We start from the raw sequence: 21,406 nt of genomic DNA on the forward strand, positions 1-21,406 counted from the left end.
GCTGGCGGCGAGTCGGTCGTAGTCAGGGGGCTGCAATGAGCGCGCTTCGCGATGCGATGAGTCACGCCGCACTGGGCTGGGTCAAGCCAGAGCTGGACGAGACGTTGCGCCAGGCGCGCAACGAGATCGAGTACTTTGCCGAAGAACCGTCCGACACCAGTCGGATGCGGTTCTGCGCCGGCTACCTGCACCAGGTGCAGGGCACGCTGCGCATGGTCGAGTTGTATGCGCCGGCGATGGTGGCCGAAGAGCTCGAGCTACTGGCCCAAGCCGTGCAGGCAGGGGAGGTCGCCGACCGCGATGAGGCCTGCGCGATGCTGATGCGCGGCACCGTGCTGCTGCCCGATTACCTGGAGCGCTTGCAGAACGGGCATCGCGACATTCCGATCGTGTTGCTGCCGCTGCTCAATGAAATCCGTGCCACCCGTGGCCAGCCGGGTCTGAGCGAAAGCGTGCTGTTCGCGTTCGACCCGCAGGCCGGCGTTGCCACCGAGGCCGAGTTGGATCACGCGCGCGGCAGTCTGAGCGGGCGCAATCGCGAGTTGCTCGACACCGTCGGCAATGCGGTCAAGGAAGAATTGCTGCGCGTGAAAGACGCGCTGGACCTGCATCTGCGCACCGGCGGCGAGATCGGCGAGCTGCAGACCCAGGTCAACGATCTGGGCAGCGTTGCCGACACCCTCGGCATGATGGGCTTGGGCGTGGCGCGCAGCGTCGTCGTGCAGCAGCGCGATGCGTTGGCGCGTGTGGTCGATGGCCAGACCCAGATGGACGAAAGCGTGCTGCTGGATATTGCCGGCGCGCTGCTGTACGTGGATGCCTCGCTGGACGATCAGGTCGCCAGCCTCGGCGCCGACCCGGGCGACGGTACCGAAGTCAGCAACAGTGCCAATTCCTCGGAAGTACGCCGCACGGTCGATGTGCTGGCGCAAGAGGCGATCGCCAACTTCGGTGCGGCGCGCGAACATTTCGTCGCCTTCATCGAAACCAACTGGGACCACGCGCGTCTGGCCGAGGTGCCGCACCTGCTCGGCGAAGTCGGCGGTGCGTTGCGCATTCTCGAGCTGCCGCAGGCCGCCGATTATCTGGAAGGCGTGCGTCGCTACGTCGATCTGGAATTGATCGGCAAGCAGCGCGTGCCCAGCGGACGCCAGCTGGATACCCTGGCCGATGCGATGGCCAGCCTGGAGTACTACCTGGAAGCCCTGCGCGAGCGCCGTCCCGGCCGCGAAGAGATTCTGGATATCACCCGCAACAGCCTGGAAACGCTGCGTTACTGGCCGCTGCCGTCGGGACAGCCGTCCGATTTGCCGGTCGGCACGGACCAGCCGGGCAGCGCGGCCGAGCCGCAGCCGGTGGCCGCCCCGCCGTTGCAGCACGCCGACACGCCGCAGGCCGCCAACGATGCGGCGTCTTTGCCGTCGCTGGAATGGGCGAACGAAACCGTCGTCGAGACGCCGTTCGCTGCCAGCGTGGTGCACGACACCGGCGCTGCCGCGATCGATACGGTGTTCTCCTTCGACCCGGTCGCCGCCGAAGAAACCGTGTCCGGCCAATCGCATGTGCCGTTCACCGTGGCGCCGCTGGATCTTTCGGACGACGGCGCGCAGGCGCCTGGCGACTGGCATCTGGAAACCACGGAGCAGGCCGCGCCGATCGCCACCTCTGCGTTCGACCCGGTGTCTGCCGAGCAGGATGGCAACGAGGTCGCGCAGGTCAGCTACACGGTGGATCTGAGCGCGCTGGAGCAGGAGCACGCCGCCGAGCCGGTGCCTGCCGAGGACGCGCCGCTGCAGATCGAGCAGATCGACCTGCCGGGCGACGCCGATCAGACCGAAGCGCCGTTGGAGTTCATCGCCGAGAACGCAACGCGTCGCGCGCAGACCAGCATCGAAGACGCCTTCTCGCCGCCGCCGAGTCCGCCGCAGGAATTGGACGACCCGTTCGTCGAGCCGGTGCAGGAGCCGCAGGACGTCCCGTCCGAAGCGGCATCCGGGCCGGTTGCCCCGCGCGTGCAACAGGCAGTGGTCAGCGAATTCGAGCTGGACGACGCCTCCGCTGCGTTTCTGGCCCAGCTCGATGCAGCAGCCGCGCAGTTCGACGTGGAGCGCCCGCAGGCGCCGGCACCGGCCGCCGATGCGCACACCGCGCAGGCAAGCTCTGAACCGGTGTCCAGCGAACGCGCTCAGGAGGCTGCCGATGCCGGCATTTTCGGCGGCTTCGGCGACAGCGATATCGACGACGATATCCGCGACGTGTTCCTGGAAGAATTCGACGAAGAGTTGGTCAACCTGGGGCAGCTGTTGCCGGTGTGGCGCGCCGCGCCCACCAACCAGGAAGCCCTGCGCCCGATCCGCCGCGTCTTCCACACCCTGAAGGGCAGTGGGCGTCTGGTTGGCGCCAGCGTGCTCGGCGAGTTCAGCTGGAAGATCGAGAGCATGCTTAACCGCGTGCTCGATAATTCGCGGCCGGCCAGCCCGGCGGTCGTGTCGATGGTCGAACTGGCTTACGAGGTGTTGCCGCAATTCAACGCCGCGCTGCGCGACCAGGGCCGCATCAGCGCCGATCTGCCTGAAATCCAGGGCATTGCCGAGCGCGTTGCTGCTGGCGAAGAGGTCTATTACGTGCCCGCAGCCGCGGCACCGGTGGCCGACGCCGTGGCGATTCTGGCGGCAGCCGCAGGCGTGTTCGTCGCCAGCGGCGGAACGCCGGCTTCGGTGGACAGCGTGCTGCGCGAGATCCTGGAAGCCGAGGTCGCCACGCATCTGGACACGGTGAACGGGTGGCTGCAGGCCAGCCAGGCCGAGCCGCAGTTGGCGACCGAGGACGTGCTGCGCGCCGTGCACACGATGAGTGGCGCGTTCGCGATGACCGACGTGCCGGAAATCACCTTGGTGACGACGCCGGCCGAAAGCTACGTCAAGCGCTTGCTGGCCGCCTCGGTCACGCCGTCGGCGGAAGGGCTCGAAGCACTCACCGCCACTGCTGCTGCGATTGCCACCACGGTGACCGCGCTGCGTGCCGATGCGCCGTTGATTCCGTCGTTCGCACCGTTGACCGAGCGCTTGCGCACGCTGGTGGACAGCTTGCCGGAAGCGCAGTGGCCGCCGCAGGTGTTCCTGGACGAGCTGGACGATGTCGACGCCCCGAGCGCCACGGTAGACGGCAGCGATGCCTCGATCGAACTGACCGGTGCGCAGGATTTGTCGCAGTACCTGGATGCCGGCGCGCTACCGTCCGACGCCCCCGCATCGGCGCAAGATGCCGAAGACGCGCAGCTGCAGCCGGACGATGTGCCGATTGCCGTGGACGAGCTGGCCGAAGCCGAAGCCGAGCATGAGTCGGCACTCGCACTGGACGCGCCTGCACCGCATGCGGTCGACGATGCCGGTCATGCCGCCGTGCACGAAGATGTCCACGCCTCTGCCGAGTCCGTGCCTGCATCGAGCGACGACGCGCTGGTACCGGTTGGTGATTCCGAGCTTGCCGATGCGCTGCACGACGATGCTGCGCCAGCCGAAGGGGCAGACCGGGCCGCATCGCAGGGCATCGACGCACACGACCTGCCGGCCGACGAGCCGCTGGTTGAAGCCGAGGCCTGGGATGCCACCGAACTGCAGCATGCGCAGACCGCACCGCACGATCACGTACCGGGCGAGCACGCGGCAGAGGTGCCCAGTGAGGCATCTGCTGAGCGTGTGTCCGGCGAGCACGACGCTGACGCCACCAGCACGCACGCCGACAGCATTGCGGTAGACGAGCTGGCCGATGCGGAAGCTGCCTTGGGCGATGCGCAGACGCTGGCTGCAGCCGATGCCGAGCAGACAGTGGACACGCACGCACAGCAGGCGCCCGCGCACGACGAGCAAGTTGCAGCGGGCGCTGACGAGGCGGTCAAGAGCATCGAAGCGCTGGAGGCCGTGCACGCCGACGCAGCGTCGGCTGATGACGCCAATGCAACGACCGCGGAAGACTGGACCCCGGAAACCGCGGCGCTGGACAGCGTGTCGTCCGAACAGTCTGGCCATGCCGACACGCAGGAACACGCGGGCGAGCAGTCGGTAGACCAGGCGGCGCAGCACGGCGAGGCAGCGTTGCCGCATGCCGGCGAGCCGTATTCGGGCGAACAGCAATCGCTGGAAGAAGCCGCGCAGCTGGGCGAGCATGCAGAGCTGGAAGCGCACGCATCTTCGAATCAACAGATGGATTCGAACGACGACGCGCCTGCCGATGCGCAATCGCACGTCCACGAGCAAGTGCCGTCTGACCAGTACGTCGACGCCGGTGAGCAGCTGCAAACGCACACGCATTCCGACGAACATGCCAGCGACGCAGAGCACGCGGCCGAACACCTGGACGCCGAAGCCACGCATACCGAAGCGCAGCATTCCGACGCCGAGCATGTGGCTGCCGAGCAGACCGAAGCGGCGCATTCCGACGCCGAGCATGCAGACGCCGACCGAATTGACGCCGCACAGGCCGATGCCGACGTCCTGCCCGATCACACCGTCGAATCGGTGCAGGCATTCGAAATGGCGCATGCGGCCGATCAGGTGGAAGAGGCCGGCGATCCGCAATCGGATACCGCGCCGGAGCTGCACGACACGCAGGCTGTCACCTCCGACGACGCGGCGCAGGCCGATGAGCAGGCCGCAGTCGATGCGTTTGCCGTGGCCGATCACGCCGATCATGCCGCGCGCGCAGAACAGTTCGAAAGCGCAGGACACGCCGCGCACGCGGAACCAACGCAAGCCAGCGACCACGCCGGTGCCGATCAGCATGCCGACGACTCCGCAGATCAGCACGCAACCGACCGCAGCGCCGACGAGCCGGAAGACACCACCACCGCTGCGTTCAGCGCCCCGGTCGAAGATGCGACGCGTGCCGGTGCGGCCAGCAACGATATCGGCGCGGCATTCGATGCCGGCCCGCTGAACTTCGATCAACTCGACGGCGAACTAGTCGACATCTTCGTCGAAGAAGGGCGCGACCTGCTGGACCATTGCGACGGCCTGATCGCCCGCATGCGCGAAGTGCCGGGAGACCGCGATGTCCTCAATGGACTGCAGCGCGATCTGCACACGCTCAAGGGCGGTGCGCGCATGGCCGGCATCAACGCCATCGGCGATCTGGGGCATGCAATCGAATCGCTGCTCGAAGCCGTGGCGGCCAACCGCACCGACATCGATCGCGACGACGTGCGTCTGTTCGAGCGTGGCTTCGACCGCCTGCATCAGTTGCTGACCCGCACCGGCATGCACCGTGCGGTGACGATGCCGACCGATCTGGTGGAAGCCTTCGAAACCCGTACCCGTGGCCGCAATGCCGCACCGCCTAGCGACGCAGATGTCCGCGCGATCGCCAAGGCGTCGGTGGAACCGGCGCCGCTGTCCGCCCCGGTTCCGGTGGAAGGCCAGGCCGAAGAAGACTTCCTGCCGCGCGTGCAGCAGGAGCAGGTGCGCGTGCGCGCCGACCTGCTCGACCGCCTGGTCAACCACGCCGGCGAAGTGGCGATCTACCGCTCGCGCCTGGAGCAGCAGCTGGGCGCGTTCCGCGGCGCCATGGGCGAACTGGATCGCACCAACGCCCGTCTGCGCGACCAGTTGCGACGCCTGGATCTGGAAACCGAAGCGCAGATCGTGGCGCGTTATCAGCGCGAACAGGACCAGGGCGATCGCACCTTCGATCCGCTGGAACTGGACCGCTTCTCCACCCTGCAGCAGCTCAGCCGCGCGCTGAACGAATCGGCAGCCGACTTGGGCGGCTTGCAGGGTGTGCTGGAAGATCTGTCGCGTCAGTACGACGGCTTGCTGCAACAGCAGTCGCGCGTCAGTTCGGAGCTGCAGGACGGCCTGATGCGCGCGCGCATGGTGCCGTTCGACGGTCTGGTGCCGCGTTTGCGTCGTGTGGTGCGTCAGGCAGCCAGCGACACCGGCAAGCAGGTGCACCTGGTGCTGGAAGGCACCCAGGGCGAACTGGATCGCAACGTGCTCGATCGCATGGTCGCGCCGCTGGAACACATGCTGCGCAACTCGGTGGCGCACGGGCTGGAAACGCCCGAGCAACGCCGCGACGCAGGCAAGCCGGAAGAAGGCAGCATTGCGATCCGTCTGCGCCGCGAAGGCTCGGAAATCGTGTTGGAAGTGGCCGACGACGGCGCCGGGCTGGACCGCGAGGCGATCCGTCGCCGCGGCGAGGAGCGCGGCCTGATCGAACCGGGCCAGGAGCTGAGCGAGGCCGAACTCGATAACCTGATTTTCGCTTCCGGCTTCAGCACTTCCGAGCAGGTCAGCCAGTTGGCCGGCCGTGGCGTGGGCATGGACGTGGTGCGCAACGAAGTGCGTCAGCTCGGCGGCTCGGTGGATATCCACTCGGTACGCGGGCAGGGCGCCACCTTCACCTTGCGTCTGCCGCAAACGCTTGCGGTCACCCAGGCGGTGTTCGTGCGCATCGGCGAAACGACGTTCGCGGTGCCGGTGGGCTCGGTCAGCGGTATCGGCCGCATCTCGCGCACCCGTTACGAGTCGGGCGAGGGCGGGTATCACTACGCCGGCGAAGAGTACGTGCTGCACGACCTCGGTTCGTTGGTCGGCCAGGCCGCCGCGCGTGCCGATGGCCAGGCGCAGGTGCCGTTGCTGTTGGTGCGTGCGGGCGACCTGCGTGCCGCGGTGGCCATCGATCAGGTGCTGGGCAATCGCGAAGTCGTGGTCAAGCCGGTGGGCCTGCAGATCGCCTCGGTGCCGGGCATCTACGGCGCCACCATCACCGGCGATGGCCGCGTGGTGGTGATCCTGGACGTCGCCCCGCTGGTGCGTCGTTTCCTCGCCCAGCCGGCGCGGCCGTCGCTGGAAACACAGGCCGAAGCGCAGCGCCAGGTGCCATTGGTGATGGTGGTCGACGATTCGCTGACCATGCGCAAGGTCACCAGCCGTGTGCTGGAACGCCACAACCTGGACGTCACGACCGCACGCGACGGTGTCGAGGCGCTGGAACTGCTCGAAGAGCGCGTGCCCGACCTGATGCTGCTGGATATCGAAATGCCGCGCATGGACGGCTACGAGCTGGCGACCGCGATGCGGGCCGACCCGCGCTTCAAGGCGGTGCCGATCGTGATGATCACCTCGCGCAGTGGCGAGAAGCATCGCCAGCGCGCCTTCGAGATCGGCGTGCAGCGTTACCTGGGCAAGCCTTACCAAGAGTTGGATCTGATGCGAAACGTGTATGACCTGCTGGGGATCGCCCGTGTCCGAGACTAATGGCGCAATGGGAACTCCGGTTGCTTTGCTGGGTCGTCCCGGTCAGGCGCGCGAGCGCCTGCGCGAGGCGCTCGGCCTGGCCGGCGCGCAGGTGGTGCTGGAAGACGAGCCCGCGGCTGTCGACGTGCAGATGCTGCGCGACGCCGAGCCGGTGGCCGTGCTGGTCGCACTCGAACCGTCGATCGAAGACGCGCTCGAAGCGCTGGAGCCGGCCTTCAACATGCCCGGCGTCACCGTGATCTTCGACGAGGCCGAACTGACGGTGCGCCGCGAGGGCTGGGAAGCGCAGCGCTGGGTGCGCCATCTGGCCGCCAAGCTACATGGCCACGCCGACGTGCTGCCGCCGGGCACCGAAAGCGAGCCCTCGCTGCAGCCCGAGCCCGGCCTGACGCTGGCACCGCAGCAGCATTCGGACCTGCAGCTGGATCAACACCTGGAAGCGGCCGCGCACGCGTTCGACAGCGTGCCCGGCGATGCCTTGTTCGCGCATGCCTCCATGCAGGAGGCGGCACCGGCCGCTGTGGAAAAGCCGGGGCTGGCGCTGGGCGATTCCAGTACCTGGGGCCTGGTGGACGAGGTGGCCGTGGTGGTGCGCCCGCGCGCCGAACCCGATGTGGCGGCCCTGTCCACCGGCGGCTTGTCGCTGGTGGATCTGGAGCACAGCGGCAGCGTCACCGGCGCTGTGCTGGTCGTCGCTGGCATCGGTGGGCCGGATGCGATCCGTCGCCTGCTGGCCGCCTTGCCGCCGGAATTCCCGCGTGCGGTGCTGGTGCGCATGACCCTGGATGGCGGCCAGTACGGCAACCTGGTGCGGCAGATGGGGCGCGTGTCTGCGTTGCCGGTCGAACTGGGTGAAGCGGGGCAGGTGGTCGCACCAGGCAAGGTGTATGTGCTCTCCGACGAGGTCGGCGTGCAACAGCATGCCGGCGCGCTGGCGTTCGTGGCACCGGCCGATCCGGCCGGGCTGATCGGCGCGCTGCCGCCGGCCGACAGTGCGGTGCTGATGCTCAGCGGTGCCAACGAGGCGCTGGTGGAGGCATCGCTGGCATTGGCCGAGCAAGGCGGCTGGTTGGCCGGGCAATCCACCGACGGCTGTTACGACCCGGCCGCCGCCGCGCGTCTGGCGCGGCAAGGCATTCTGACCGGCGACCCTGCGCAGTTGGCGCAGGCGCTGGCGCAGCGTTGGCCGGCATAAGCCGGGCGCTCCCATTCGAATCGGAATCATGCGATGAGCTACGCCAATAACGACGAAATCCGCGGCGTCCTGATCCAGGCCGGTAGCGAGCGCGTGCTGCTGCCGAACGCAACGGTGGCCGAGGTGATGTCGCGGGTGGCGGTCGAGCCGCTGCCCGACATGCCGCGCTGGGTGGTCGGGCGCATCGACTGGTACGGCTGGAAGGTGCCGCTGCTGTCGTTCGCGCGCCTCAGCGGCATGGGCGATGAACCCACCGCGGTCAACAACAAGGTCATCGTGTTGAAGGCGCTGGGTGGCAACCCGGCATTGCCGTATTTCGCGCTGCTGACCGCCTCGTTCCCGCAGCTGATTTCGGTGCCGCGCGATGGCCTGCTGGCCGATGCCTCGGAAGATGCGCTGCCCGACGGTGTGCACATGCGCGTGCTGCTGGGCGAGCAAAGCGCGCTGTTGCCGAACCTAGACGCCATCGAAGCGCAGGTCGGCCAGGCGCTTGCGGTCGCTGCCGCCTGAGAGCGGGAGGCCGCCTGCTGCGCTTGCCGTCAGGCGGGTGCAGTGGCCCCGTGCAGCGTGCTGCCGCGCACTGAGCGATGCACAGGGAGGATGTTGCTGACTGTCGGGCGTTCCATCTCACGCACTGGATGACGCCCTGCTTTGGAGACGGCTTGCGGAGCATGATCGGTATGCATCAGCCGGATGCACCTGGCAGCAAGATGACACGCGTGGTTGAGGCGTGGCTGCCATGAGTCCTCCGCTGTTTGCGCCGATCCGCCGCGCCGACGGCGTGGTGCTGTGCGATCTGGCCGTGGTCGATCCGGCTGCAATGGCCGACTACCACACGCGCAACCGCGCTCATCTGGCTGATGCGATGCCGCTGCGGCCGCCCGCGTTCTACACCGTCGAAGGCTGGCGCCGTCTGTGCATGGCATACCGCGGCGCGATCCCTGGCGAGCGCGAGTTGCAACTGGTCTTGTTGCAGGGCGAGCAGGTGATCGGCACCACCGGGTTCACCCAGATCCAGCGCGGCGCGTTCCAGGCGTGCCACATGGGCTATGGCCTGGACGCGGCGCAGCAGGGACGGGGTTTGATCCAGTGGGCAGCCACGCAAGGGATCGCTTTTGCCTTCGGCCAGCTCGGCCTGCACCGGGTGATGGCGCAATACGTTCCGGAGAATCTGCGCAGTGCGCGCGTGCTGCGGCGGCTGGGTTTTCAGATCGAAGGCTATGCGCGGCGCTATCTGCAGTTGAATGGCCACTGGCGCGATCACGTGCTCACCAGCAGATTGCGCGACGACGGCACGCCTGGCGAAGGCGCGGTGGATGATGAGCCGGGTTCAGGGCGCAGCGCTCGAGAGCTCAAGCCGTAATTCATCGGCGGCTAGCGTGCTGTCTTGCGCAAGCTCGATCTGCGTTGGCCGGCCACGTTGTTTGAATTGCTTGCGCAACTGCGCCGCCCAGGTCTGCACGGCCGATGCACTCGGCGTGGCAGCCATGATGCGGATCGTTATCTCGCTCCGACGGAGCTGGCGCGAAGCGCGGATGCTGGGCGACGAAGGGGAAGGCCCAGGCTGGCTCGTCCGTTGGTCCAGCCCCGAGCCAAGCGTGGCTGCGCATCGCATCGTCCGTCGCTTGCCGCCAGCCACATCCATGCATCGGATGCGCAGCGGCCGAGACAGGGTTAGCCCAGCCAAGCAAGGGTTGTGCACGGATCCGCATGCGACAACACCGCAAGAAGGTTTATCCGCACGTCACGCTGTCGCATGATGGAAGGCTGGTGCCGCACTGCGCGGCCGCCCGTTTCCGTCATGGAGTCATCCGCATGCTTCAACGTCGTCACTTCCTCAAGAGCGCCACGCTGGGCGCGATTGCGTCCGGGTTGGCCGGCTGGGGCGCCCGCGCGCAAGCCGCGGCAGGCGCCACGCCGGGCGCGCGGCCGACGGCGCTGCCGCGTGGTGCGGCGCGGGTGATTTCCACCTGGGATTTTGGCGTTGCCGCCAATCAGGAAGCCTGGAAGATTCTCAGCAGCGGCGGTCTTGCGCTGGATGCGGTGGAGGCCGGCGTGCGAGTGCCGGAAGCGGACCCGAGCAATCCCACCGTCGGCCTGGGCGGTTATCCGGACCGCGATGGCCGGGTCACCCTGGACGCCTGCATCATGGACCACCTGGGCAATTGCGGCGCGGTGGCATCGCTGGAAGACGTGGTGCACGCCATTTCGGTGGCGCGTGCTGTGATGGAGAAAACGCCGCACGTGATGTTGGTAGGCGATGGTGCGCGTCAATTCGCCTTCGAACAGGGGTTTCCGAAAACCAAGCTGTTGACCCCAAGCTCGGAAGCGGCCTGGAAAGAGTGGTTGAAGACTTCCAAGTATTCGCCAGAAGCCAATGTCGAAAATCGTGCCTGGCGCGATGCCAAGTTGCCCGGCGGCAAGGACAATCACGACACCATCGGCATGCTGGCGCTGGATACGCATGGCAACCTATCCGGTGCATGCACCACCAGCGGCATGGCGTGGAAAATGCACGGCCGCGTGGGCGACAGCCCGATCATTGGTGCGGGCCTGTACGTGGACAATGAAGTGGGCGGTGCGACCTCGACTGGTGTGGGCGAGGAGGTGATCCGCAACGTCGGCAGTTTTGCAGTGGTGGAAATGATGCGGCAGGGCAAGTCGCCGGCCGATGCCTGCCGCGAGGTGGTGATGCGGCTGATCCGTCGCAAGCCGGAGCTGACGCGCACATTGCAGGTCGGCTTTCTGGCAATGAACAAGCGCGGCGAAGTGGGTGCGTTCGCGATCCAGAAGGGCTTCAGTTACGCGGTGTGCGACGCGCAGCGGCAGGATCTGCTGGTGCCTGGGCAGAGCCATTACACCAGCGAGCCGGCGGCATGAGCGGGTTCGGGTTGGAGGTGGCTGCCGATTCGGTGGCCTCGGCATTGGCCGCGCAAGCAGGCGGTGCAATGCGCGTGGAGCTGTGCGGCGGGCTGGATGGCGGTGGGCTGACACCATCGTTCGGCACGTTGGCGGTGGTGCGCGAGCGTTTGCGGATTCCGTTGTATGTGCTGATTCGTCCGCGCGTGGGCGACTTCGTGTTCGACGCCGCAGAAGTCGAGGTGATGCGCCGTGATGTGGAGCAGTGCGTGCGGCTTGGTTGCGATGGCGTGGTCCTTGGCGCGCTGGACCGGCATGGGCAGGTCGATCTGGCGACAATGCGCGTGTTGATGCAGGCAGCAGGGCCGTTGGGGGTGACGTTTCATCGTGCGATCGATGTCAGTGCCGATCCGTCGCGTGTGCTGGAGGATGCGATCGCGCTGGGGTGCGAGCGGGTGCTGACCTCGGGTGCACGTGCGAGTGCGCTGGAGGGAATCGACACCATTGCCGCGTTGGTGCGGCAGGCAGCCGGGCGCATCGGCATCATGCCCGGTGCCGGGCTTTCCGAGCACAACATCCGCACCCTGCGGCAGCACACCGGCGCCCACGAATTCCATGCGTCGGCGCGTGGCGTGATCGCCGCCCAGGTACCGTCGCCGCACCCGTATATCCGCGATCTGGGCGGCGACTACCAACGGACCGATACCGCGCGGGTACAACGGATGGTAGACGCGTTGCAACGGGCGTGAGACGCGCGCAACGCCCCGCTCGGCGAGCGAGCCGCTACCTGACTTGCGCAAGCACGATGGCGGCGATGCTCGATGGGCTGCGGCGCATCTCGTGTTTGCCCTCTACTGTTGGTGTGGGGGTTCCGGGCTTGTCTGCTGTTCGCTATCAGAGTCGTCGCTGACCTGCTCGGGAATGTGCACAGCGAGCTCGGGAAAGCGCGCGCGGTCTTGCGGGTGTGCGTGGACGATCAGCTCACGGGTCTTCCACATCTGCACTGCCTTGGCCAATGTCGCTACGTCGAGCGGGCTTCCTTCGTGATAAACGAACTGCCCGAGATGATCGACGATGCCCAGGTGCGCGCTCTTCTGCGCCTTCCAGTTGCTGACGTTCGTGTAGTGGCGGGCGAGGCCTTCCTCGCTCGGGTCTTCGATTCTGGGGGATGGGCCTGCCATGTCGCTTACCCGTTGCAGGAACTCAAGATCCCTGCTTTCTGCCAGCATGTCCCGCAATGCCGGAACTTGGCCGAAGGTGGTGACATCGGTAGGGCGTTTTCCTGGGAGATAGGATGGAGCACCTTCCAGAAAGGGATTTCTTTCTTCATCGATGACCGTGCTCAGCATGGCCTGTGCGGTGTCTTCGATGCGTTCGAGCGCAGCGGTACGAAGCAGTTCGCTGGCGGTCGCCGAAGAGGATGGCCCGGCGCGGTCGCCGGCAGCAGAGGGCGAGAGAGCTGGGGTGGTCGGTCCGGTCCGCCCTGGTTCGGCGGGGCGCGCAACTGGACGATGCTGGTCGAGCTGCGCTTGGAGATGCGGCGGCACCAGGATGATGCAATTGGCAGGTAATTGGGCGATCAACGAGGGCAGTCTGGAAAGGTTGACGCAACCTCGCAGATCGAGTTTTTCCAGCTGCGTCAGGCGGTGAATGTCCAGTGGCAGCGTGAGCAGGTTGCTGCAGTCTTTCAGAATCAGTCGCTTCAGTGGCGCACGGCCGCCGAAAATCGGCGGATAGTTGCGCAGCGCGGTACAGCCCCGCAAATCAAGCTCCTCCAACTTTGGCAGGTGATGGATGGCCGGGCCAAGGGCGGACAGCGGGCAGTTGCGTATCTTCAGGCTTTTCAGATTTTGCAGGTTGGCGATGGACGCCGGAAGCGATCTGATCCCGGTCCGTTCCAGCCGTAGGCTCTGCAGGTTGACCAAGCCCTGGTGCTCGCCGGATGCATCGGTGCTTGCCAGGCCTTCGGGAAGTTCCGTCAATTCCGGGCAGGCGCGGATGGAGAGCTCGCGTAATCGGCTGAGGCTTGCGATGGATGCCGGTAGCGAGCGAATCGGATTGCGTGCGAGCGTGAGTGTTTCCAGACCCGCAAATTGCTGCATGGCGTCCGGGAGCTCCATCAACCCTGCCGCGTCGATCGTCATGTGCTGCAGATGCGAAAGACGGAATGCCTGGTCGGGAAATTGCGGCAGCGGAACTGAGCGCAGCTCCAGCGCGACCCGACCCGGTTGGGTTGCGTCCTCCAGCAGGTCGGCTGTCGCCTTCAGCGCCCGGCCTGTGCGTGTCTCGATCTGCGGGTTGTTGCTGTTGGCCTGGCGCCATGCGCTGTGCCAGCGATTGCGATCTGCGTTGTAGTGGCGTTGCCATTGCGACAGCACGTCGCGGTACGGGCGCAGCGCTGTGGAGCGCCGTAAGGGTGAAGCGCCCACGGGCGGTGGCATACGGGGGCGCACCGGCCGCAAGTGTTGCGAGTCGGTGGTGACGGAGTGGAAGCGAGCGCGTTCTATGTCGCTGAGCTGTGGCAACTGAGGCGTCCGCAAAGGATGTCCAGCCGCCTCGTTCATCCGCGCGGCGCTGCCGGATCCGCCGTAGGGAAGCGGGCGGGAGGAGGTGGTTGGCCGGCGAGAGGTCTCGGCAGCGTCAGGCATTGCTGGCGGTCGCCCGGACCGGTCGCCAGGCACATATCTGGTCAGGCCGCCGAGCATGCCGGTAGGGCGCTCGGGCGCGGGGTGTGCGGGTGGGGCAGTGCGCGCGGGCGCATCCGCATTGGACGTAGTCTGCTCCCGCAGTCCGAAAGGCGTGCCCGGCGGGCGTGGTTGATCGACGCGTCGCATCGCATTCCTCGTCTTGGCTGTCGCTCGATGACGATGATTGGCACGCAACGCGATGGGCGAATCGCCAGGGGCGAAGCCATCGTCATCATGACGAAGGATCAGCCGCGTGGCCGCATGCCGTTGTGCAGCGCTCAGACAGCGTGGCGGGGGCGGGTGCCTGGCAGGGGCTGCATGCGCCGAACCGCGTGGGATCGAGCACCACATGCTTGATCCGTCGGCGCTTCCAGGTGTAGCTGACATGCACCAACCCATCGCGGGTCTGGATCACAGCCGGATAAGAAAATTCATCATGGGCGCTGTCTTCCAGCGTCAGCACGCGTTGCCAGTGCACGCCATCGTTGGAGACGGCAACGGCCAGGGTACCGCGGCCGTCCCACCAGTCCTTGCCGGCAATGGCGGGGTTGTAGACCAGTAACGCACGGCCGTCGCGCAGCATCACCGCATCGGTGCCCGAGTTCGGGTTTTCCACGTCCAGCAAGTGCATGGGCTGCCAATGCAGGCCGCCATCGAGCGAGAACGTGCTGAAAAGCTTGTTTTGCTGGCTGCGGCCCAATGCCTGCAGACGGCCATCCGGATATAGCAGCAGGCTGGGCTGGATCGCACCGATCGCCTTCGCATCGTTGAGCGGCATGCCGCGTTGCCAGTGCGCGCCGTCGTCGTCGCTCCATTCCAGGTGCGCGCGCCAGCCGCGGTCTTCGCTGCTGCTGGGCGCCAGGATGCGGCCGTTCGGCAATTGCACCGGCTTGTTCTTGATCGGCCCGAGAATGCCGTCGGGCAACCGCTGCGGTGGCGACCAGTGCGCGCCATCGTCGGTGGAAAGCAGACGCAGCCCCCACCATTGGCGCGGAGTGGGTCCGAGCTTGTAGTACAGCTGCACCGGCCCGGTGGTCGATTGGAACAACACCGGATTCCATGCCGGCACTGCAACGCCATCGACGCCTGCGTGCGCGCCATCGGCAATGCGGCGTGGTGTCTGCCATTGCTGCACGCCGCGCTGAGCCAGCCAGATGCCGACATCGGCCGCACCTTCGTGCTCGCCGCCGAACCAGGCGGCCAACAGGCGACCATCGCGCGTTTCCAGCAAGGTGGACGCGTGTGCTTGCGGGGTAGGAGCCGGGTCGGCGATGAACTCGCTGAGCACGATCGGCGAGGGCGGCGACGCAGGCGATTGGGCTTGGGCAGCAACTACACCCAGGCTTGCAGCAAGGCTCGCAACGAGGCGGCTCAGCAGGCGTGGCGGATGCATCGTGGTCCGGTCCTGTGCGAAGTTTGAAAGACCTTTTTATTATCTCTTAAATACCACGTGGTCCGTCCTTCGGGCGGCTTGGTCGAATTGCACTGCCAGACGTATAGCGATGTGGCCGCTCTGCGTCGGCCTCTACTGGCTGGTGGCGCTTGGCCTAACTGGGCGCGACTATGCGCACGCGCGCACGATCACACAGATGTTGCGACGTGCGCTGAAGCGTGGCGATGCGAGGGTCAGTTGCGCGCAGGCCGGCCGCTATCGGGATGGCATCGCGAGCGTGGTGTGGCGGTTTGTCAGCGGGGCGTTGCGGGGATATGACCGCGATGCGTTGTTAGCGCCGCTGGGACGGCACAACGCAGACCGCCGTGCATCCATTCACTCAGGAGTGCATTGATGGCTTTTCCAACCGCAGTCAATCCGCAGATCACCGATGCCGTCACCCAGGCCAACGTCAAGGTCGTTGGCGAAGCGCCAGCGTTTGCGATGGGTTCGATTTACCAAAGCGTGGCCCATTCGGCCGGCATCCTGTTTCAGAATGCCCTCGCTGCACAACAGCAGCAAACCCCCTTGGCGCAGGCGGCCAACAACCAAGGCGTGATGCAGACCTACGGTGTCGATACCGGCGCTTGCGCGGCAGATGTCGAGAACGTTGCGCAAGGCGGTGCCGCAGACAATCTGAACAGTCTGCTCACCGTGCTCACCTCGTTCGACACTGCAAAGTAACCGCCGCTGGCGACAGCGTCACGGCTGTCCATGCTTGCCTGCGCAAATACCTCGCTCAGGCCGCGTTCTCGTCGCGTGCTTGCGGCGGCAGCAGCGTTTGCGGCTTCTTGGCCGATTCGGTCTGGCACAGGAACGTCATCAGGTGTGCGGCTTCGGCACTGCCCATGGGTTTGCTGTGGATCTGCTCGGCGAAGGCGTTCTGGGTGTGCTCGGCAACGGCGGGAACGGACTCTTGTGCAACGGTGGACGACGACATGCAACGCTCCTGGAACCTGCAATCAAGCCGTCTACGTCGCAAGCAAGCGCATCCGTAACGGAGTCAGCCGGTGATATTGCCTGGAATCTGTGCCGTCCGATACCTCGACGGTATGCGGGCGGCGCAGCGGCACCGGACGTTCTGATAACGGCGGCTGCGGCCAGGTCTAAAGCGCCATCGGCAGAAAACTGTTCCGGCGGTTATTTCTGATTGCGCAACCGGGCCGGGGGCGTTGTGCAAGAACGCGGCGGATCAACAGCAGGATCCGTGCCCGCGCCTGTGTGGCGCAGTAGCAACTCCGCCAGGCCATCGGTGCGACGTCTTGCATCTTGCCCATCCGGCGTGAAGCTACCCAATGGCCGGCTTTCTCCGGGATAAATTGCGCGACGCGTGGTTGGGCCGGAGAGTTCGTTTACGGAATCGCGTGTTCGTCGCAACAAGACTGGCTGGAGAGGACAGGCGCACCATCGCCGCTTCGCACCGGTTGGAGTTTGCTCATGCGTGTCCAACGATCCACTGCACAGCACCTTGTCACAGGCGATTCTGCGGCCGTTGAAACGCCGCCCGCAGCGGAATCGCCGCAAGATCGACAGGGTTGGCCACTTGGGTTGAAAGTGCTGCAGACCCGGCCACTGCCCAGACGCACACGCCGCGATGAGAGCGAGCGACAAGCGCACCACGGAGATGCCAATGCCCGGGTTGCCGAAGCGGAGACCGCCTATGACGTCTTCGTGGTCGCCAAGTACGTGGCCGACCCCTTGCATGGAACCGCGGACAAAACGGCCGAATTGATCAACGACATTCCCCGCCGCGGCGAACCCGAGCAGTCCGCGGACGCTGGGGACTCGGCGCATCCACCCGAGCACTCACCGGCCGAGCATGCAGCGGCACCGGATGGCCACCATCCGCCGCATCCCGCACAGCCGCACTCTGCAGATGCCCCGCATGCGCCGACGCCTGAAGGGCACCATGGGCCACACGCCGACGCCGGGCATCCGGCGGATCCGCACGTGGTTGGGCATGCAGCGGAGGACGGCGTCCTGCACGCCCTTGCCGAGGAAGGCGCGCCGGCAGGCACATTCGATCTGGCGATGAGCCTGGGCATCAGCGGCGCGATGCTGCCGCTGTCGAGTCTTGCGATCTATGCCGCGTACAAGGAAACCCGCGAAGTTGCCGAGCAGCGCACGCACTTGCGGCAGCAGGAACGCCGCCTGCGCGCGGAGCAGGCGACACTGCAATCCGCCTTGGGCACGACAGCGCCTGCAGGCGCTGCCAATGCTTACGCGCATGCACTGAGCGAGGCGATCGAGACCAACGCCTACCTGCAGCGGCGAAATACGCGGGACGGCGCCATTGCCGCAACCTCCATGGCCTCGGCCGGGGTGATCTTCACCAAGGCAGCGAGCGAACTCGGCATCCAGGGCGGGCTGGCAATCGCCAGCAAGAGCGCAAATGCGGCGGGCCTGGTGGGCCACAGTGCCGCGGCCGCAGGTGCGGCCTCTGCGGCGGGCATCGCCGGCAGCTTCGTGCTCGCGCCGTTGGCGAGCGTGGCGGCCACCGCATTGGGGGGCACCTTCCTGCACCAGTCGCGTCGGGAAAGGACGCGTGTTGCCGTGGATGTCGGCAGGGTCCAGCGCTTCCTGCAAGATCTCGAACCTGGCGAACTCAGTCCTGGCGCACAGCGCTACCAGCACTTTGTGAACACCAAGTTGGGCAAGTACGACCGCTTTGCGCATCGGTTCAACCAGTGGAACAAGGGCTTTGTCGTGGGTGGAGTCACCTACACCGCCAGTACGTTGACCAAGGTCGGCGTCAGCGCGGCCGTCGTTGCCGGCGCCACGGTGGCCGCCCCGGTGGGCACCGGCCTGATCATCGGCGCAGGCCTGCTCGGTGCGGCCACGATGGGGGTCGGCAGCCATCAGTTCCTGCTGGCGCACGGCAAGCAGAAGCGCTATCGCAGGTACCAGACCGAGGACATGCCCGGCGTCGATCGCGCGCTGCTGGCGGTGGCGGATCTGTTGCCTGCACGCGAGGCGGAGGGTGCGCCATCCCGGGAAGCGCCCAACGTCGCCGACCAGTTGCCGCCAACTGCGGTGGACGTTGCACTGACGCCAGTGGCGGAGGAAGCGGAGGGGAGCGATGAAGACGATATCGTTGCAGAACCCGATCCCGGCCTGGAGCCGAAGCATCGCCAAGGCGCCTCTGCCGCAGGTGATGCGCAACCGGCGATGCCGGAACCCGCCGCTTCGACTGCCGACAGGTCGGGCGCAACAGCAGCAGATGACGTGGTGCCCCACCATGGATTCGAGTTGCGGAGCGCGCTCTACGCCTGCATCGACGGGCAGGAAAAGGCGCTGGACGCGTTTGTGCAGGCCGGTGCCGACGACCTGCAGAAATTGCATCCGGCCAAGCCGCGCTCGACGGATCCGGGCAAGGGCTCGGGTCGACCGGCACCTGCGGCGCCGCTGGGTCGGCGCATCAATGCAGCCCTGCGCGCTGCAGCGAACTATGGACGCGCGGTATTGACCGGCAAGCCGCAGGAGGCGCGAGGCAAGGCGATGCGCAGCCATGCCAAGCACAGCGCGGTGCTGACCGAAACCGCGCTTGCGCAGTGGCTGCAAACGCCCGGCTCGGTGAAGTCGCAGATTGCCTACATGCAATGCTGCCTTGAACTGCAAAAGAAGTATCTCGACGCCAAGCTCAGCGCGCAGGCGGACCTTCCGCAGCCCGACGTGCACGATGATCCGCATTCTCATGACCAAACGCCGGTGGCGACGGTCGATCAGGCTTCGGAACGTTTACTGGCGCAATTGCACCAGGTGCGCACGCGCGACGCCACCCAACAGCGCGCGATCAGCCTGATGCTGCAGGAACTGGAGATGGCCGAGCAGGAACTGGCGAGCCCAGATGTGCGAAGCCAGGCGCGCGCCGCCGCCAGGATGCCCGGTTTGCAGCAGCGCCTGATCCGGGTGCTGACCTCGAACGCGATCGTGCCGCAAGAAGGCGTTGCAGGGTTCGCCCGGTTCTGCATGAAACAGGCCCGTCAGCACACCACCCATGTGCGCGGCACGCTGCTGGCGACCGAAGTCCAGGCAGCACGCATCCGCGAACAGGCGGCTGCCGCAGCCCCTGCGTCCACGACCTGATGGCGGCTGTGCGAGCGAGCACGCGTCTGCAGCCGCCTTGTAAGACTCACTCTTTCGGCGTGAGCCATACCTGCTGCTTCAGGCCGCGCACGCTGGGGGTGGCGACATCGTCCAGGTCGAAGACCACCACCGTGTTGTCACCCTTGCGCTGGAACGGCGCGGGGAAATACAGCGCGGTCTGCGGGCCGATGTTCCAATGGCGGCCCAGGTTGACGCCGTTGGCCCAGGCAAAGCCCTTGCCGAAGGCGCGCATGTCCAGATAGGTGTCGGTCGGCGTGCCGATGCGCAGGGCGCCGCGGTGAAACGCCGGGCCTTGCACTGCCTTGCGGGTCCAGCCGCGGATGCTGTCGGGCGTGCGCATCGGCAGCGGGAAGGCCTGCCAGCCGGTGAGCTGCTGGTTGTCCAGTAGCACCGGGTCCACCAGCCCGGCGCGGCCGTCGGCCATGCGCGTGCCGTAGTTGATGCGGCCGCTGTTTTCGACCAGCACATCCAGGGTGTGCTGGCCTGCAGGAATCTCTACCTCAAGCGACACCTGCTGCAAACGCCGCTCAACGCTGCCGACCGGCCGTTGATCCACGTACACGCGTGCCACATCGCGCACGTCGCCCAGATACAGCGGGCCCTTGCGCGGGCCAGTGACCGTGGTGCGGTAGAGGATGTAGCCATAATCCTGGCCGAACTGTTCCATCGGCTGCGGGGTGTCGATGGCGATCGGCGCGGGCAGGTTGTCCCAGAGCGAAGCTGATTCGCGCAGCGGCGTGGCCGGCAGCGTGGCGGTGGCGATCGGTGCCGGTAATGCGGGCGGTTGCACGCCGGTCACGCGGGCGATGGCATCGCGCATCAACGCGAATTTGGGCGTGGGGTGGCCGGCTTCGTCGAGGATGGCGTCGTAGTCGTAACTGGTGGTCTGCGGCGCGTAGTGGTCGCTGGGATTGTTCTGGAAATTGGCGCCATTCATGAAGCCGAAACTGGTGCCGCCGATGAACATGTAGAGATTGGCCGAGTGGCCCTGGCGCAGGATCCACTCGAACTCCTCGGCCTGTTGCCTGGCATCGGTGGCGGCGTGCGGCTTGCCCCAATGGTCGAACCACCCGGCCCAGTATTCGCCGACCATGCGCGGTTGATCGGGGCGGAACTTGATCAGTTTGTCGAATGCGCTCTTGGCCTCGCCGGGTGCGAAGTTCACCACCGCCAGGGTGTCGGGCAAGGTGCCGTTGGCGAGCATGTCGGCGCCATCGGACGTGAACAGCAAGGCCTTGTCGAAGCCAGCCTTGACGTACATGGCGCGGTTGTCGGCCATGTAGGCGTGATCGTCGGCATAGGAGCCGTATTCGTTCTCGACCTGCACGGCGATGATCGGCCCGCCGTTGTGGTTGAGTAGCGGCTGCACCTGTTTGGCCAACGCATCCAGATAGGACTGGCTGGCGGCGAGAAAGCGCGGATCGCGGCTGCGGACGCGAATATTGCCCTTGCCGAACAACCAGGCCGGGTAGCCGCCGGCTTCCCACTCTGCGCAGGCGTAAGGGCCGGGCCGCAGGATGACGTTGAGGCCCTGCGCGGCGGCTTCGCGCACGAACGCGGCCACATCGTTGTTGCCGGAAAAATCGAACTGGCCTTGCTGCGGTTCCACCAGGTTCCAGAACACGTAGGTCTCTACGGTGTTCAAGCCCAGGGCACGCGCTTTTTGCAGGCGGTCTTTCCAGTAGGCGCGCGGAATGCGCTGGAAATGGATGGCGCCGGAGAGCACTTGATACGGCTTGCCGTCGCGCACGAACTGCGTGCCCTGCGTGCCGAAGGCGGGCCAGGGCTCGGGTGTGGCAGCGGCGACGGGAAGCGCGAGCGCCAGGGCCAGAACCAGGGGAGCAAGAGTGGTACGCAGCATGGAGGTCTC

At 66.4% G+C, this 21,406-nt stretch carries 12 protein-coding genes; 8 read left to right on the forward strand and 4 right to left on the reverse strand.

Translation table 11 applies throughout. From position 1 onward, the window contains the following. Positions 1-35: 35 nt before the first annotated feature. The 6 genes from AC1POX_RS06675 to AC1POX_RS06700 all read left to right on the forward strand — a co-directional run bounded on the left by AC1POX_RS06675 (position 36) and on the right by AC1POX_RS06700 (position 12,059). On the forward strand, positions 36-7,256 hold the full coding sequence (locus tag AC1POX_RS06675; protein WP_372356892.1) for a hybrid sensor histidine kinase/response regulator: 7,221 nt from the start codon (positions 36-38) through the stop codon (positions 7,254-7,256). A 7-nt stretch (positions 7,257-7,263) separates the two neighbouring features. Then, the gene (locus AC1POX_RS06680; protein WP_031423728.1) at positions 7,264-8,451 is read left to right on the forward strand and encodes a chemotaxis protein CheB; all 1,188 of its coding nucleotides are present in this window, start codon (positions 7,264-7,266) and stop codon (positions 8,449-8,451) included. 33 nt (positions 8,452-8,484) lie between these two features. Continuing rightward, positions 8,485-8,961: a chemotaxis protein CheW gene (locus AC1POX_RS06685; RefSeq protein WP_008575177.1), complete on the forward strand. Its 477-nt coding sequence runs from the start codon at positions 8,485-8,487 to the stop codon at positions 8,959-8,961. A gap of 229 nt (positions 8,962-9,190) precedes the next feature. Next, positions 9,191-9,814, forward strand: a complete 624-nt coding sequence (locus AC1POX_RS06690; RefSeq protein WP_008575175.1) for a GNAT family N-acetyltransferase — start codon at positions 9,191-9,193, stop codon at positions 9,812-9,814. A 452-nt stretch (positions 9,815-10,266) separates the two neighbouring features. After that, positions 10,267-11,331 (forward strand): glycosylasparaginase, encoded by a 1,065-nt coding sequence (locus AC1POX_RS06695; protein WP_011348236.1) that lies wholly within the window; start codon positions 10,267-10,269, stop codon positions 11,329-11,331. Next, positions 11,328-12,059 (forward strand): copper homeostasis protein CutC, encoded by a 732-nt coding sequence (locus AC1POX_RS06700; protein WP_029819975.1) that lies wholly within the window; start codon positions 11,328-11,330, stop codon positions 12,057-12,059. The genes AC1POX_RS06695 and AC1POX_RS06700 overlap by 4 nt, the downstream gene beginning before the upstream one ends. 102 nt (positions 12,060-12,161) lie before the next feature. On the opposite strand, the gene xopL is transcribed toward AC1POX_RS06700, so the two are convergent. After that, complete coding sequence (xopL, locus tag AC1POX_RS06705; protein ID WP_338334360.1) at positions 12,162-13,874, reverse strand: type III secretion system leucine-rich repeat domain-containing effector XopL; 1,713 nt, start codon at positions 13,872-13,874, stop codon at positions 12,162-12,164. Positions 13,875-14,229: 355 nt separating this feature from the next. Further along, on the reverse strand, positions 14,230-15,390 hold the full coding sequence (locus AC1POX_RS06710; RefSeq protein WP_209261295.1) for a sialidase family protein: 1,161 nt from the start codon (positions 15,388-15,390) through the stop codon (positions 14,230-14,232). A 393-nt stretch (positions 15,391-15,783) separates the two neighbouring features. Here AC1POX_RS06710 and AC1POX_RS06715 point away from each other — a divergent pair, with 393 nt between their 5' ends. Then, a complete protein-coding gene (locus AC1POX_RS06715) occupies positions 15,784-16,113 on the forward strand; it encodes a RebB family R body protein (RefSeq protein ID WP_029819972.1) in 330 nt (109 codons plus the stop codon). A gap of 55 nt (positions 16,114-16,168) precedes the next feature. On the opposite strand, the gene AC1POX_RS06720 is transcribed toward AC1POX_RS06715, so the two are convergent. After that, positions 16,169-16,369, reverse strand: coding sequence for a hypothetical protein (locus AC1POX_RS06720; protein ID WP_008572048.1), 201 nt, complete (start codon positions 16,367-16,369; stop codon positions 16,169-16,171). A gap of 497 nt (positions 16,370-16,866) precedes the next feature. Between AC1POX_RS06720 and xopK the strand changes: the two genes are divergently transcribed. Continuing rightward, a complete protein-coding gene (xopK, locus tag AC1POX_RS06725; protein ID WP_372357143.1) occupies positions 16,867-19,515 on the forward strand; it encodes a type III secretion system effector XopK in 2,649 nt (882 codons plus the stop codon). Positions 19,516-19,561: 46 nt separating this feature from the next. Here xopK and AC1POX_RS06730 read toward each other — a convergent pair whose 3' ends face one another. Beyond that, a complete protein-coding gene (locus tag AC1POX_RS06730; RefSeq protein ID WP_008572050.1) occupies positions 19,562-21,397 on the reverse strand; it encodes a glycoside hydrolase family 35 protein in 1,836 nt (611 codons plus the stop codon). Positions 21,398-21,406 lie beyond the last annotated feature (9 nt).

Source organism: Xanthomonas sp. NCPPB 3442 (assembly GCF_056725145.1).

What these genes read in the sequence shown, in the direction of transcription:
- AC1POX_RS06675 (WP_372356892.1), top strand. Translation starts at nt 36, where the DNA reads ATGAGCGCGCTTCGCGATGCGATGAGTCACGCCGCACTGGGCTGGGTC.
- AC1POX_RS06680 (WP_031423728.1), top strand. Translation starts at nt 7,264, where the DNA reads ATGGGAACTCCGGTTGCTTTGCTGGGTCGTCCCGGTCAGGCGCGCGAG.
- AC1POX_RS06685 (WP_008575177.1), top strand. Translation starts at nt 8,485, where the DNA reads ATGAGCTACGCCAATAACGACGAAATCCGCGGCGTCCTGATCCAGGCC.
- AC1POX_RS06690 (WP_008575175.1), top strand. Translation starts at nt 9,191, where the DNA reads ATGAGTCCTCCGCTGTTTGCGCCGATCCGCCGCGCCGACGGCGTGGTG.
- AC1POX_RS06695 (WP_011348236.1), top strand. Translation starts at nt 10,267, where the DNA reads ATGCTTCAACGTCGTCACTTCCTCAAGAGCGCCACGCTGGGCGCGATT.
- AC1POX_RS06700 (WP_029819975.1), top strand. Translation starts at nt 11,328, where the DNA reads ATGAGCGGGTTCGGGTTGGAGGTGGCTGCCGATTCGGTGGCCTCGGCA.
- xopL (WP_338334360.1), bottom strand. Translation starts at nt 13,874, where the DNA reads ATGAACGAGGCGGCTGGACATCCTTTGCGGACGCCTCAGTTGCCACAG.
- AC1POX_RS06710 (WP_209261295.1), bottom strand. Translation starts at nt 15,390, where the DNA reads ATGCATCCGCCACGCCTGCTGAGCCGCCTCGTTGCGAGCCTTGCTGCA.
- AC1POX_RS06715 (WP_029819972.1), top strand. Translation starts at nt 15,784, where the DNA reads ATGGCTTTTCCAACCGCAGTCAATCCGCAGATCACCGATGCCGTCACC.
- AC1POX_RS06720 (WP_008572048.1), bottom strand. Translation starts at nt 16,369, where the DNA reads ATGTCGTCGTCCACCGTTGCACAAGAGTCCGTTCCCGCCGTTGCCGAG.
- xopK (WP_372357143.1), top strand. Translation starts at nt 16,867, where the DNA reads ATGCGTGTCCAACGATCCACTGCACAGCACCTTGTCACAGGCGATTCT.
- AC1POX_RS06730 (WP_008572050.1), bottom strand. Translation starts at nt 21,397, where the DNA reads ATGCTGCGTACCACTCTTGCTCCCCTGGTTCTGGCCCTGGCGCTCGCG.